The organism is Ligilactobacillus hayakitensis DSM 18933 = JCM 14209 (assembly GCF_000615845.1).
Lineage (GTDB): Bacteria > Bacillota > Bacilli > Lactobacillales > Lactobacillaceae > Ligilactobacillus > Ligilactobacillus hayakitensis.
Map to the genome: position 1 here is coordinate 1 of NZ_BAML01000032.1, position 14,386 is coordinate 14,386.

The window sequence follows — 14,386 nt, forward strand, 5'->3', positions numbered from 1 at the left end:
ATTAAAGAAAGGGGGCGAAAGACAATGGAACAAACATTAACTGCGAAAGTTAGATTATATCCCAATTCTGAACAAGCAAAACAGTTTAAAGAGGTTACCAAAGAATATCAACGTTTGTGTAATATCATCAGTCAGTGGTATTTTGATGAACATTTTCTACCTGAACGTAAAAGATTTCAAAAAGAAATGTATCATGATTTACGCTTGCAAAGTAAACTTAATTCTTTAATGATTCAATCAGTTTTTAGAACTGTGGTCGCACGGTACAAAACCGTTAAAACTCAGTTATACCAACACCCTTATAAATATCGAGATATTAACACTAGCGAATGGCATCGAGAATTTCGTGATTTAAATTGGTTACAAAAACCAATTACCTTTTCTCGGCCACAAGCTGATTATGTTCGCTCCTATAATTATTCTTTTGTACAAAAAGGTACTAAAATTTCACTTAATGTCTTGAATAAGCGAATTAAAGTTCCTTTTAACTCAAAGTACCTACCTTTTTCGCTAGAAGATAAAGGAATAAAATTAGGAACTGCTAAATTAGTTTGTCTTAAAGGTCGTTGGTTTTTACACATGTCCTACACTAAAAAGGTTGATTCATGGAAAATAGAAAATAATCAACATGTAGTTGGAATTGATAGAGGACTACGGTTTATTACAACGGCTTATGATGAAAAAGGAAAAACTAACTTTGTAAGTGGTAAAAATATTGCATACAAGCGTAAAAAGTATGCTTATTTGCGAAGTAAATTACAATCTAAGGGTACTAAATCAGCAAAACGTAAACTTAAAAGACTATCTCAAAAAGAGAACCGTTGGATGGCAGACTTTAATCATTGCTTATCTAAGACACTTATTGAGAAATACGGTCAAAATAGTTTGTTTGTTTTAGAAGATTTAACGGGTGTAACTTTCGAAAAATCTAATGTTAACAAAAATCTAACTAGAGAATTACATTCATGGTCATTTTACGACTTACAGACTAAATTAACTTACAAGGCCCAAGGAAATCAGAGTCAAGTATTAATTGTGTCTGCTAAATACACTAGTCAACGTTGCCCTAAATGCGGTCAGATTAGAAAAGAAAATCGTAACCATGATTTGCATGAATATAAATGTACAAGTTGTGGTTTCAGAACTAACGATGATCGAGTAGGTGCAATGAACTTGCAAGAATTAGGAAAACAATATATTTCAGGAATTGAAACCCCAAAATTTGAATTAAATAACGTTACCGACTGATATGTTGGTAATAGAGGGTGATAGTCAACCACCCAAACGTAACCATACTCAAGTAGGAGTGCTTGCACGTTTGTACTACTGACACGAGAGTGTCGTGAGTTACAAGCCCCAGTCTTTAGGCTGGGGTAGTTGACCATAGCACGTTTTATTTAGAATTTCTGCAAAAATTCCCATGGTATAATTGAAGAAAACAATTAGGGGGATGAAAATGACACAAGCAAATGAACCACGCCATTTTGGAATTGAAGATTTTGGAAAATGGTACTTAGATAATTTTATTGAAGTGTACGATAACGCCTCAGAACAATATGATAAGCGAAAAGCGCGCTACCAAGAATTTTTGGAAGAATGGCCCATTGAACGCTTAAAAGCAATGACGATTGACGAATATATTGTGGGCAATGGCGAAAATTCCAAAGGAACATTTTGTTATGAGCTTGATTATGGCAAATATTCAGGGATCGGATTAGGAATTCGTGGAGGGACACCATTAAGTAAGTTTGGCTTGATGTGGTCCAAAGAAGATAATGCCTACCGCGATCAACAAGGATTAATTTTAGCTGACCAAGTTGAAGAGCGCTTTTCTAAGCTCAAACAAGATTTAGTGGAAATTTTGGAAAAAGGGTTAGCGTTAGATTTTGCTGATCCCGTATTTAATTGGGAAACATCAAGCAATGAATTTACCCGTCGTCCAGCATTTGTAACGAAATTGCTGTGCATCTATTCATTTCCTAATCAAATTTTGGTTGGGGTCAACTTTAAGCGCAATCAAGATGTCTGGGACAAATTTGTGCCTTTTGAAATTCAAGGTGGACCTTACAAGCAAAACCATGATGTGGGGATGTTAATTCAACAAAATTTCCCTGAATTAAGTTTTGAGCTTCAAACGTTTATTGATTGGCAGTATGTTAACGCAGAGTTTGAAGCAAAAAGTGATGAAGTCAAACAAGAAGTTGAAATAAGGGATGATTCCAACGAAGAAAATGATCTTTTGCAAGGGTTATCTAATGAAGATAAACAATTAGTAATGCAGTTGATTGAACGACTAAAAAATAAATAAATGCGAAGTCTCGCTGAGTAATCTTGATTTTTAGGTGCTTGGCGGGGCTTTTTTATTAGGAAGATATGAAAAAATAATGTCATAATTTAAAAATATCAAATTTTTAATTAGATAAAAAATCAAGAGAAAATATACGAAATTCATATAGTATATAACACGGTTTGTGAATATAAAAAATATTTATGAATTGATTGAGTATGGTTTTTGTCGAAATAAGCTGTTGATTTTTCGGGGGGGGGGTGCGAGTATACTTGCTTTTGGATAATAAAAATAAGTTACTATTAACTAAATTTATTATTTGAAAAATAGGTGTGAAGAAATTTAAATTTATATCTAAAATATTGAATGTGTTAAAAACGTGGAGGGGGATTTTTTGAGTACATATATAGCTGAATTAAATAAAGGGATTGCACCAGATCCTAATGAAGAAGTATTCACTAGTATTTGGAATGAATATGAACGAGTAATCGTTCAAAGTTTAATTACTTCATTTGGATTGGATTTCTTTATAAAAGATCAACATGGTGGAGATGTCGATACGATTCATAATGTAAGACAAATCGGCAAGGATCCAAAGATGCAATATAAAAATAAGCAAAATCAAGCTGCTTATGAAAATCGCGGAGAATACAACACCCGCGAATATCATCAAGATCCACGCTTTAAAAGCATTAACAAAGATATTAGTGAATCGAAGAAAAATGGGACTTTAGTTGATGCATATACTGGTAAAAAGGTTGCGCGTAATGGAAAGACCGATTTAGACCATGTTGTTGCTGCTAAAGAAATTCATGATGACCCAGGTAGAGTATTAGCTGGGTTAAAGGGAACGGATTTAGCCAATACGAAAGAGAATCTTAAAGCTACAAATAGTAGTATAAATCGTTCGATGCAAGATAAACCCATGGAAGAATATATTCAAAAATGGGAAAATGAACGTCCTCAAAGATTGTCTGAAATAGAAAAGTTAAAATCAAAAGATACATTATCTGATAAAGAACGTAAAAAGTTAGCCAAATTAGAAAATCTTGAGCAATTTGATCCAAAAAAAGCACGTGAAGAAAATAGAAAAGCACGTGCTGCATATAACTCAAATATAAATAGAGCATATTATGGAGGGGTCAAATTTTTAACAGATGCAGGAGTAGCTGCTGGAAAGCTTGGAGTAAAAATGGGACTTCGACAAGCATTAGGGGTATTTTTTTCTGAAGTATACATGACTATTAAGGAAAAAATTTTAGCAATTCCTGCAGGTAGAAAAATGACAGAGATGCTTAAAGCTGTTGGTGCGGGCGTTAAAGAAGGTTTTGAGCGGGCTTTGAAGAAGTATAAAGAAATTCTTTCTGGGTTAGGGGAAGGACTCATTTCTGGGATGTTGACTAGTCTAACAACTACAATAACTAACATAATTTTTACTACTGCTGAGAATTTTATAAAATGCGGTCGAGAAATGACGACAGCTTTGATTGGAGCAGGAAAGGTACTGTTATTTAACCCAGATAATTTAGAATATGGTGATCGTGTTAAAAAAGCAACGATTATCATTGGTACCGGAGCAAGTGTTTTGTTAGGGACAGCGGTTGCTGAACTTCTTAGTGATACTCCTATAGCAACGATTCCAGGAGTAATTCCATTTTGTTCTTCTTTAGTGAGTGGATTGTTATCATGTACTTTACTCATGTTTTTAGATCGAAGTGAATTTATCAAAAAAGTGATTGATATGTTAAATAATTTCTCGGCAGGAGTACAAGACTTTAAACGAATCGCTGATGAAATGGAACGAATTGCAGCGCAAGTAGCGAAGTACGATCTTGATAAGTTTAAAGAAGAAACTAAGAAATTTAATGATGTTGCAATAAAAATCGAAAGTGTCAATAGTGAAGAAGAACTAAATAATGTCTTACTTTCAGCTTATAAAGAGTTTAATATCAACCTTCCATGGAAAGGTGATTTTGATACTTTCATGGGTAATAAAGAAAATCATTTAGTTTTTGAATAGTATTGTTAGTATTTAAAAAATAAAAAATACAAGCAAGTTAACTTTAGGGAGGAAAATAATATGGTATTACCATTAATTATTGGAGCTGCTGCAATAATTGCAGGAGCAGCAGGAGCAGGATCTGGAGTTCGTGGCGGCATGAAAATGAAGGATGCCAAAGAAACTAGAGACGTTGCTAGAATAATACAAAATAATGCAATTGAGTTGTTAGATAAAAAAGGATCTGCAACTAATATGGCGTTAGATTCAATCGGAAAGCAAGAGCTCAATATTTTAAGTAGTTTTAGTGATTTTTCAGATGTAATTGAAAAAATCCAAGGACGGCCTGAATTTAAAGAATATAAAACAGATGATTTAAACATTAAAGTAGAAAAAGTTGAAGAATTAAGAGAAGCTTCAATCGGAGCAGGAATGATTTTAGGAACTATTGGAGGGGCAGCAGCAGGAACAGCTAGTGGAGTTGCCGCCGCGGGAGCAACTAGTTCTGCAGTAATGGCATTAGGGACTGCTTCAACTGGAACTGCAATTTCAGGTTTAAGTGGGGTTGCCGCGACAAACGCAACTCTAGCCGCTATAGGAGGAGGTTCTATAGCTACTGGTGGTGGTGGAATTGCCTTAGGAACAACGCTACTTGGTGGAGCTACATTAGGTGTGGGATTACTTGCAGGTGGCGCTATTCTTGGGGCTGTCGGTTCTAAAATGTCTAAAGATGCTGATGAAATGTATGATCAAGCTAAGAGAACAGAAGAAAAAGCACAAAGAATCGCTGAAACTTATGATGAGATAATAAGTACGGCCAAAAGATTCCAAAAAGGGTTAACGGACGTTGAAAACGAATATAGAAGACACTTTAGTCGCTTAGAAAATATTGTTAATTTTTACGGAAGAACACAATGGAGTGAATTTGCTGAAGTAGAAAAACAAGTAACGCAAAATACAGTGCTTCTTGTAGGGATGTTATATAAAATGTGCCAAGTTAGTTTAGTTCAAAAAACAGAAGAAACTGAATCAGATGAACAAGAAATTAAAGCAAACGTTGTAGAAGTAGATGCAGCATATAATGATTCTGTAAAGGTATTAAGAAAGGTACGCAATTAGGATATTTCTTATAATGAGGGTTATCGTACTCAAAGAAAGGCTGCCTACACACACTAAAGAAAATAGCCAATAAGGGGAAGTTAAAATATGTTTTTAAATCAATTAACAAATAAAGAAAAAATCGCTTTTATCAGTTTGAGCATTCACACTTCAAATGCAAATGGAGAATTTGCAGAAGAAGAAAAAGCAATGATTCAACAATATTGTAAAGAAATGGACATGCCATTTTATGATGCAAGTAGTGCAGTTCCAATGGAAGATGTAATTGCTGCATTTAAAGAATCAGACGTACAACATAAAAAAATTGTGTTGTTAGAAACACTTGGATTAGTTCATTCTGATAGTGATTTTGATACTGATGAAAAAGAATTCGTCAATAATTTTGCTAAAGAAATTGGATTAACAAAAGAAGACGTTACAAAGCAAACTGAAGCAATCAAACAATATTTTGATGCCTTAAAAGCAGTTACTGAAGCAATCGCTTAGTCATGATTAAAAGCCAGAAAGTTCAAGCATGAATTTTCTGGCTTTTTTTCACAAAAAAACTGACAACAAACAAGTTGTCAGTCTTAATTTATATTATTGATAACCGGTTAATTGATCTGCCTTAAATGCCTTGTCTGAAGCTGCGCGATCGTCTGCTTCACTTTTAACTTCAAATGCGTAATCTTCATTTGCAGATGCGAACCCATCATATTCGCTTGGCATAAAATCAAATATTTGGACGTAACCTTCCGCTAATTCAACGCTAATTTTATCGGCGATTCTTCCTTGTGGAGCCTCAGGGTCAAGTTGGCGAATCCAGCTAGGAGTCTTGATTTTTTTAGCGTGATCAAGGTCAGGCTCTTCAATATTTTTGACGTAAGGCTCAAGCAAATCACGGTAATTAATCCCTAAATCACCCGCGAGATTTACCCGATAAATTGCGCTTGGAATCCGTTCTTCACTCAACATGATTTGCGCTTGGCGCTCAGAAATAGCGTCATTGTCAAAGTCATTTTTTCCTTGATCATGATTGACGATATCTTGATAAGCAGATAGTTGATTACCAATTAAAGTTGTATAATCTGCGACTGCTGCGGCCATTGGCGTTGAATTTTTCTTCAAATCATCAGAGTTAGCGTTTGCTTTAACCAAAATATCATATTCTTTACCAAGCATCTTCAAGTATTCCTTCGAAGTTGCAGGTTCATCTGAATAATGAACAATCATAGCTTTTTTAAAGGCTGTGAAAAGTTGTTGGTCGTGTTGATTTAATTTAGAATTTTTAGGAGTTGTTTGTTTAGTTGCGAGTTGATGTGAGGAATTATGAGAAAATTTTCCACCTAAAAATCCAATTCCAAGTCCTAAAATTAAAAAACTACTCGCTAAAATAATTTTTTTCTTCATAATTATCTACCTAATTAATTATTCTGAAGCTGATCCGAAAAGATTAACCACAATTACCCCGAGTAAGATTAACCCGATTCCGATTAAAGTGGGTAAATCAATTTTTTCGTGCCAAAAGACCACCCCGATAATTGAAGTTGCGATAATCCCGATTCCAGACCATAGTGCATAAGCAATGCTGAGGTTGATGTTTTTTAGCGCAAGCGAGAAGATATAGAAACAAAAAAATAACAAGATAAAACTTAAAATACTATATCCTAAGCGTGTAAAGCCTTCAGAAGCTTTCAGAAAAGCTGTTCCAAAAATCTCAGCGACAATCGCGAGCGCGAGGTAAATATAACTTAATAACATATTTTTTCTCCGTTTACAAATTAATATAACGAAAAAATCATAGCAAAATTTTTAAAATTTAACAATAAAAAAATAAAATGTAGAAACATTGTGAAAAATAAATTGTTAGAAGAGTTAAGTTTACAAATATCGATAACCATAATGCTTGAAACATCCAACTAAATCAAGGATTGAAAAAACAGATTTTTTGAGGAATAATACACACGATAGTAAGGTGTTATATTGTATAATTATTATATCCTAAAGAAAGATTATTATTAGCGATTATATCAAATAAAATGAATTGACAATTCGAGTGAAAAGGTGTTAAATATTAATTTATAAAGGATAAGGGAACGGATAATAGTATATATAAATATTATTACTAGCTAAATATAAAGTGATTGAGGATTTCTTTATGTATAGTTATACAACTATTGAGAATTTTTATACATTTATCATATCCAATACGTTTTTGATTACAAGTTCAATCCCATGTCCGATAAAGAAATTCTTAGTAGATTATTTTATATTTAATTAGTAAAATTTCGCGAAAGCGTTAAAGTTAAAGCAGGCTATACAAATCTCTACGTAAAATATAATTTGATAGCATATAAAACCTTTTAAACCTTTTATAGTCTGCTTGAAATTGACCTGGAATTTATTCCAGGTCTTTTTTGTATAATTATAAAAAATCGTACTTGTTATAATTGTTTTTAATAGGAATAATAAATCAAATAAAGCGTTGATTTTTCGGGGGGTACGCTATACTTGATTTTAAGTGATAAAAAATGATTAATATTAATTTATCACTTTTAATAACACTCTACAAAATTTCGAGATTAATATTCTTGAGCCCAAGAACTGAATTTTTTCAGTTCTTTTTTTGTGCTTAATTGGCTATCACTGACTAAATGTGGCATTGCAACACTAACGATTTTTGAAAAAATGAATCAATTAGCAAATGTAGATTTAGGCCAATATTTTTAAAAAAAATTGTTGACATCCCCAAAAATCATGTTAATATTAGAATTACATTAAAAATATTAAAGAATTATTAAAATTAAATGAGAAAAAATGCAATGAAGAGAAGAGTAACTTTGGGATAATTTCATCAAGAGAGCTTCTGGGTGGTGCAAAGAAGTTGAAAGAACCAAAGCGAAGATCACCTCTGAGTAATTTGGGAGTGCCCGTTATAGCACACCGCATCGCTTAATTGCCGTGCGGCTTGAGATACTATAAATATAGTGAAAATTAGGTGGTACCGCGAACTTTCGCCCTAACATGTCAATTGACTTGTTAGGGTTTTTTTATTGTATTTTTGTCAGGAGGAATATAGATGAATTTTAAAAAATTAGTCGTGACAGGGGTCACAATGTTAGTGGGATGTGCGGCATTGACATTTGTTGATGGTTCAACACAAAGCGTGAGCGCAGATAAGGTCTTAAATTGGAGTGAAGATTCTGAACTTCAAACCCTTGATCCCGCAACTTCAGTTGATACCACATCAGGCTTGATGTTACGTAACTCATACGAAGGTTTGTATCGTTTAGGTAAAGACGGTCAAGTTAAAAAGGGGTTAGTTAAGACAGAAAAAGTCTCAGATGATGGTTTAACATATACCTTTACGCTACAAAAAAATGCTAAATGGTCAAATGGTGATCCTGTAACTGCCAAAGATTTCGTTTATGGCTGGCAAAGAGCTGTTGACCCTAAAACTGGAGCTTCTAACAGTAACTTGTTTGAAGGTGTCAAAAACGCCGCTGATATCGTAGCGGGTAAAATGGATCCAAAAGAATTAGGAGTTAAAGCTACTGATGATCATACTTTAGTTGTAACTTTAGACAAGAAGATTCCTTACTTTAAATCATTAGTCGCAACGCAAATTTTTTCACCACAAAATAAAAAAATCGTGGAAAAATATGGTAAGAAATACGGAACTGAAGCTAAATACTCTGTTTCAAACGGACCATTTAAAGTTGCTGGTTGGAACGGTTCTAACCAAAAGTGGAGTTTAGTTAAAAATAACAATTACTGGGACAAAAAAGCTGTTAAGTTAGACAAAGTTAACTTCCAAGTGGCTAAAACGACTTCAACTTCTTACAGCATGTATCAACAAGGCGATTTAGATGAAACGATGCTTTCAACTGAACAAGCGCGTCAATTAAAGGGTAAAAATGACTTTGTTGCCCGCAAACAAGCGCGGGTTGACTACTTAGAACTCAACAAACAATCCAAAGCTTTTGCGAACGCTAATATTCGAAAAGCAGTTTCATATGCCTTGAATCGTGATCAATTAGCTAACAAAGTGTTAGGTGATGGGACAACTCCAACTAAGAGTTTTGTGTCAAAAGGCTTAATGGAATACAAAGGTAAAGACTTCAACGAAGCTTCAGCCACAGATAAAGGGACAACTTACAACAAGAAATTAGCCCAACAATACTGGCAAAAAGGGTTGAAAGAACTTGGAGTTAAATCATTAACCTTTACTGTTTTAGGGGATGATGATGATTTAGCTAAGAAAGTTAATGAATATATCCAATCACAATTGCAAACTAACCTAAAAGGCGCACATGTTAAAGTGCAAAACATCAACAAGAAATCACGTATCGACCGTATGAAACAAGGTAAATTCGACCTTGTACAAACTGGTTGGACTGCTGATTACCAAGATGCAACTAGTTTCTTGAACTTATTTACAAAAGATTCAGCTTACAACTTTGGTAAATACAACAGCCAAGAATACGACAAGTTAATGCAAGACGCTAAGAGTCAAGATGGGGATGCTAGATGGAATACTTTAGTGAAAGCTAACAAGGTCCTATTAGAAGATCAAGCTGTTGTTCCATTGTACCAACCAGTCACAGCAACTATGCAAAACCCTGACGTTAAAGGCTTAGTTTACAACACAATTTCTGAATACAACTTCAAAGAAGCATATTTAAACTAAAATCATAATGAAAAAAATCCTTGATAAATCAACGTTTAAAACGAAGATTATCAAGGATTTTTTAGTTATTAACTTAATAATTCAGCAAGATAATTTGCTTTGGCTTCTAGACTATCATCGTAGGTAGCAGCAGAAACATCCCCATCAAGATACCCTTGATATAGCGCGTCTAATTCTGCTTGAATTTCCATGATTTGTTTTTGAAGATCCTCGCTTAAGTCATCCAAAGTAACATCGGCATTTTCAAGACTTTCTTTGATGATTTCGTTCATTTCGTTCATATTTATACCCCATTTCATTTAGCAAAAACACTATTTTCCTCCAATAATGTCCTTAAATGGACAAGGAGTTTTATGCTATTGTGAATAGGTTCATTGTATCATATTATTTTGCGAAATTATGTTCTTTATCAGAATTTTGTTTGAGATTGAAAAGTGATAACGATATTAATGATAGAGGTGATTAGGATTCTAACTGTTATACTGTTAAATCTTTTTTCGATAAAAATAGGGTGTATTCCTTTTATTTTCTTTTCATTGAAAATGAAAAAAATGTTTTGTATAATGAAAATAGTTAATCGGAGGGTCAAACAAAAGTTTGGCTGGATAAGATGCAGTGATGCTCTTATCCTTTTTTTTACCAAAAATTAGAAAGAAGGGTCAAGATGAAAGCAAAACAAGATTTTACGCAAGGATCAATTTTAATGAAATTACTGCAATTCGCAATTCCAATTTTATTTGCGAATTTATTGCAGGCATTTTATACTGCCGCAGATTTGATGATTGTGGGGCAGTTTTCTAATACTAGCCAGGTTTCGGCTGTTTCTACGGGGGGACAAGTGATGCAAACCTTGACGTCATTGGTTTCTTCGCTTTCAATTGGAATTACGATTTTGGTCGGACAGGTTTTAGGAAAAAAAGATAAGTCAAAAGCTAACCAGATTATTACCAACGCCATCTTCTTATTTTTGGGCTTGGCTGTAATCTTAATGTTGGTGGTGATAATGTTTGCGCCACAATTAGCACACTTGATGCACGCCCCTAAATCTGCCTTTAATCCAACTGTGATGTATCTGAAAATCTCAGGAGCCGGCGCACTTTTTATCGTTGGTTACAACTTAGTCGGCGCAACTTTTAGAGGACTTGGGGATTCCATTACGCCCTTAATTACGGTAGCGATTGCGGCGGTCATTAATGTCTTTTTAGATTTGTTATTGGTAGCACATTTTCATCTAGGTGCTAACGGCGCAGCGCTTGCGACAATCGCGGCTCAAGCTTTGAGTTTAGTGGCATTTTACTTCTTATCGAAGAAAAAGGGGCAACGAAATATCGAATTACCGGCCAAAAGTCAGGTTGATTTTGGGATTATCAAAAATATTTTGCAATTAGGCAGTCCCATCGCTCTCCAAGATTTCTTAATCAACATGTCTTTCGTGATTATCTTAGCGATTGCCAATTCGATGGGGGTAACAGCTTCAGCTGGAATCGGAGTCGGTGAAAAAACCACCGGATTTATCATGTTGATCCCGATTGCCTTCATGCAAGCGATGGCAGCCTTTGTCGCCCAAAATGTGGGGGCAAAACAGCATCATCGAGCTAAGCAAAGTCTATTTTATGGCCTCATTGCTTCGTTGAGTTTTGCTATGGTGATGTCATATGTTTGCTTTTTCCACGGTGATAAGTTGGCACAGATTTTCACTCAAAATCATGCGGTAATTGAAGCGACAAGTTTGTATATGAAATCTTACGCTTTTGACGTACTCTTGACCGCGATTTTCTTTAGTTTCGTTGGATATTTTAATGGATATGGGAAAACTAGATTTGTGATGACCCAAGGCTTGGTTGGGGCATTAGTTTTCAGAATACCGCTAGCGTTTTTCTTTTCGAGTTTGCCGCACGCGAATTTATTTTACTTGGGGATGGCAACTCCAAGTGCCTCAATTTTCCAAATCGTGATTTGTGTTAGTTATTTTATTTATTTTCAAAAAAAATTGGTAAAAAAATAAAGCGCCTAAACCGCTAATCTTCAGGGTTAGTGGTTTATTTTTTTGTAATTTAAATAAATGATTTTTAAGAAAACTTAAAAATATGTGTTGACATTAAGTAAGCAACTGGAGTATGATGAAACCAATCAATTTGAGAAAGGAAGTCGTTTTTATGTCAAACGCAATTATGAACGTTAACTTAATGACAGTTCAAGCATGTTGTTGTACAACATGCTCAGTTTGCGTACACATAAAAACGAAAGCGAATTTTTTGGGTTGAGTTAACAATTCATAAATTAATTTAAAAAAATTAGGGAAAGACTCCTTGTTTTCGTTTTTATACAAATGAATTCAAGGGGTCTTTTTGTGTACTTTTAGGAGGAAATATTTATGAAAAAAGGTAAATTATTATCAATCGCAACTGTCATGTTAGCTGGGGTAACATTGGCAGCTTGCGGAAATACAAATAACGCTCAAGGAAATAAGCAAGTGCTTAAATTGAGTGCATCAGCACCATTAGATACGATTGATATTTCTCAAGCAACTGGTTATGGGCAAACCGGAAATGTCTTTGAAAGTTTTTATCGTTTAGGTGAAAACGGCAAAGTAACTGCTGGTTTAGCTAAAAGTGGGAAAGTTTCAAAAGATGGTTTAACTTGGACCTTTAAGTTACGGGATGCTAAGTGGAGTAATGGGGATCCGATTACTGCTCAAGATTTCGTTTATTCATGGCAAAGAAGTGTGAACCCTAAGACTAAATCACCATATTCATACTTATTTAGCGGGGTTAAAAATGCAGACGCTATTACTGAAGGTAAAATGAATCCAAAAGAATTGGGAATTAAAGCACTTGATAAACATACTGTTCAAATTACTTTAGTTAAGCCAATTGCATACTTTAAGAACTTGATGGCGTATCCATTATTTGGACCACAAAACCAAAAAGTTGTTGAAAAATACGGCGACAAATACGCAACTAAATCACAATACATGGTATACTCTGGTCCATTCAAGATTAAGAAATGGAACGGAACTGGCGATACTTGGTCATTTGTGAAAAACAACAATTACTGGGACAAAAAAGCCGTTAAGTTAAGCAAAATTGATTACAACGTCGTTAAAAATACAAATACCGGATACCAATTGTTCCAACAAAAGAAATTAGACTTAACTCCACTTTCAAGTCAACAAGTTAAAAACTTGAAGAATAGCAAGGAATTTAAGCAATATCCATATTCATATGTAGCCTTTTTGAAATACAATTTCAAAGATAAAAATACTGATAACCAAAAAGCTTTGAACAACGTGAATATTAGAAAAGCTCTATCATTAGCGCTTGATCGTAAAGTACTTACGAAAAATGTCTTTGGGGATGGATCTTCAGTGCCAACTGGATTTGTCGCAACTGGATTAGCCAATAACCCAACAACCGGCGAAGATTTTGCAAAAGAACAAAAGGTTAAAAATACGGTTGATTACAACCCAACTTTAGCGAAGAAATACTGGCAAAAAGGGCTTGAAGAAACTGGTTTGAAAAATCTTACATTTGATATTTTAGCTTCAAACGAAGACCAAAACAGTACTGCTTTAACTCAATATCTTCAATCACAATATACAAAAGTCTTACCTGGTTTAACGGTTAAAGTGACTGATGTTCCTTCAAAGAGTGCTCAAAGTCGTGCTAAAGAAGGTAATTTTGATCTCTACGTTTCAGGCTGGGGTGGAGATTTCAATGACCCAATTACATTCATGGAAATCATGAACGGCGATACAAGCTTCAACAGTGGTAAATACGATAGTAAGAAGTATCAAGAACTTGTTAACAAAGCTTTGAATGAAGATGCTAATGACAAACAAGCACGTTGGCAAGATTTAGTGGAAGCCGCAAAAGTTATCAATGAAGAACAAGGGGTAACTCCACTTTACCAACAAACAACAGCTTACATGCAAAACAAAAATGTTAAAGGCATTATCCACAATACTGCTGGTACTCAATGGAACTACAAGTACGCATACATTAAGTAGAAAAAAACTAAATAACACAAAAAATGAGGTCAAATTAAGGCCTCATTTTTTTGTTGAAGTAATTTAATCCAAAAGGTATAATATAAATATGATTAAAGAAAAGAGGTGAGAAAAAATGGAACAAACTTTAACCGCAAAAGTTAGATTATATCCAAATCATGAACAGACTCAACAGTTTAAAGAAGTGACTAAAGAATATCAACGTTTGTGCAATATCGTTAGTCAGTGGTATTTCGATGAACATTTTCTGCCTGAAAGAAAAAGATTTCAAAAAGAGATGTATCATGATTTGCGGGCAAAAAG

The 14,386-nt window shown here is 34.3% G+C and carries 11 protein-coding genes, 1 pseudogene and 1 other annotated feature; of the genes and pseudogenes, 9 read left to right on the forward strand and 3 right to left on the reverse strand.

The features are described from left to right. Positions 1-24: 24 nt before the first annotated feature. The 5 genes from JCM14209_RS07270 to JCM14209_RS07290 all read left to right on the forward strand — a co-directional run bounded on the left by JCM14209_RS07270 (position 25) and on the right by JCM14209_RS07290 (position 5,891). A complete protein-coding gene (locus tag JCM14209_RS07270) occupies positions 25-1,248 on the forward strand; it encodes an RNA-guided endonuclease TnpB family protein (protein WP_025022840.1) in 1,224 nt (407 codons plus the stop codon). Between the two features lie 208 nt (positions 1,249-1,456). After that, complete coding sequence (locus JCM14209_RS07275) at positions 1,457-2,308, forward strand: hypothetical protein (RefSeq protein ID WP_025022841.1); 852 nt, start codon at positions 1,457-1,459, stop codon at positions 2,306-2,308. Positions 2,309-2,681: 373 nt separating this feature from the next. Continuing rightward, positions 2,682-4,307, forward strand: coding sequence for a hypothetical protein (locus JCM14209_RS07280; RefSeq protein ID WP_025022842.1), 1,626 nt, complete (start codon positions 2,682-2,684; stop codon positions 4,305-4,307). Between the two features lie 60 nt (positions 4,308-4,367). Next, a complete protein-coding gene (locus tag JCM14209_RS07285) occupies positions 4,368-5,405 on the forward strand; it encodes a hypothetical protein (protein WP_025022843.1) in 1,038 nt (345 codons plus the stop codon). An 87-nt stretch (positions 5,406-5,492) separates the two neighbouring features. Continuing rightward, complete coding sequence (locus JCM14209_RS07290; RefSeq protein WP_025022844.1) at positions 5,493-5,891, forward strand: hypothetical protein; 399 nt, start codon at positions 5,493-5,495, stop codon at positions 5,889-5,891. A 93-nt stretch (positions 5,892-5,984) separates the two neighbouring features. Here the strand turns inward: JCM14209_RS07290 and JCM14209_RS07295 are convergent, their stop codons facing one another. Then, entirely contained in the window at positions 5,985-6,794 is an 810-nt protein-coding gene (locus JCM14209_RS07295; protein WP_025022845.1) for a hypothetical protein, read from the reverse strand. An 18-nt stretch (positions 6,795-6,812) separates the two neighbouring features. Beyond that, the gene (locus JCM14209_RS07300) at positions 6,813-7,145 is read right to left on the reverse strand and encodes a DMT family transporter (protein ID WP_025022846.1); all 333 of its coding nucleotides are present in this window, start codon (positions 7,143-7,145) and stop codon (positions 6,813-6,815) included. Positions 7,146-8,197: 1,052 nt separating this feature from the next. Then, positions 8,198-8,409 (forward strand) — a binding site (T-box leader). 54 nt (positions 8,410-8,463) lie between these two features. Between JCM14209_RS07300 and JCM14209_RS07305 the strand changes: the two genes are divergently transcribed. After that, positions 8,464-10,074, forward strand: a complete 1,611-nt coding sequence (locus JCM14209_RS07305) for a peptide ABC transporter substrate-binding protein (RefSeq protein WP_025022847.1) — start codon at positions 8,464-8,466, stop codon at positions 10,072-10,074. Positions 10,075-10,142: 68 nt separating this feature from the next. On the opposite strand, the gene JCM14209_RS07310 is transcribed toward JCM14209_RS07305, so the two are convergent. Continuing rightward, on the reverse strand, positions 10,143-10,355 hold the full coding sequence (locus JCM14209_RS07310) for a hypothetical protein (RefSeq protein ID WP_025022848.1): 213 nt from the start codon (positions 10,353-10,355) through the stop codon (positions 10,143-10,145). A gap of 383 nt (positions 10,356-10,738) precedes the next feature. On the opposite strand from JCM14209_RS07310, the gene JCM14209_RS07315 reads away from it, so the two are divergent. The 3 genes and pseudogenes from JCM14209_RS07315 to JCM14209_RS09440 all read left to right on the forward strand — a co-directional run. Continuing rightward, positions 10,739-12,079, forward strand: a complete 1,341-nt coding sequence (locus JCM14209_RS07315; protein ID WP_025022849.1) for an MATE family efflux transporter — start codon at positions 10,739-10,741, stop codon at positions 12,077-12,079. 369 nt (positions 12,080-12,448) lie between these two features. Further along, the gene (locus tag JCM14209_RS07320) at positions 12,449-14,083 is read left to right on the forward strand and encodes a peptide ABC transporter substrate-binding protein (protein WP_025022850.1); all 1,635 of its coding nucleotides are present in this window, start codon (positions 12,449-12,451) and stop codon (positions 14,081-14,083) included. A gap of 115 nt (positions 14,084-14,198) precedes the next feature. Continuing rightward, positions 14,199-14,386 (forward strand): annotated as a pseudogene (locus JCM14209_RS09440) (RNA-guided endonuclease TnpB family protein); the annotation flags it as partial.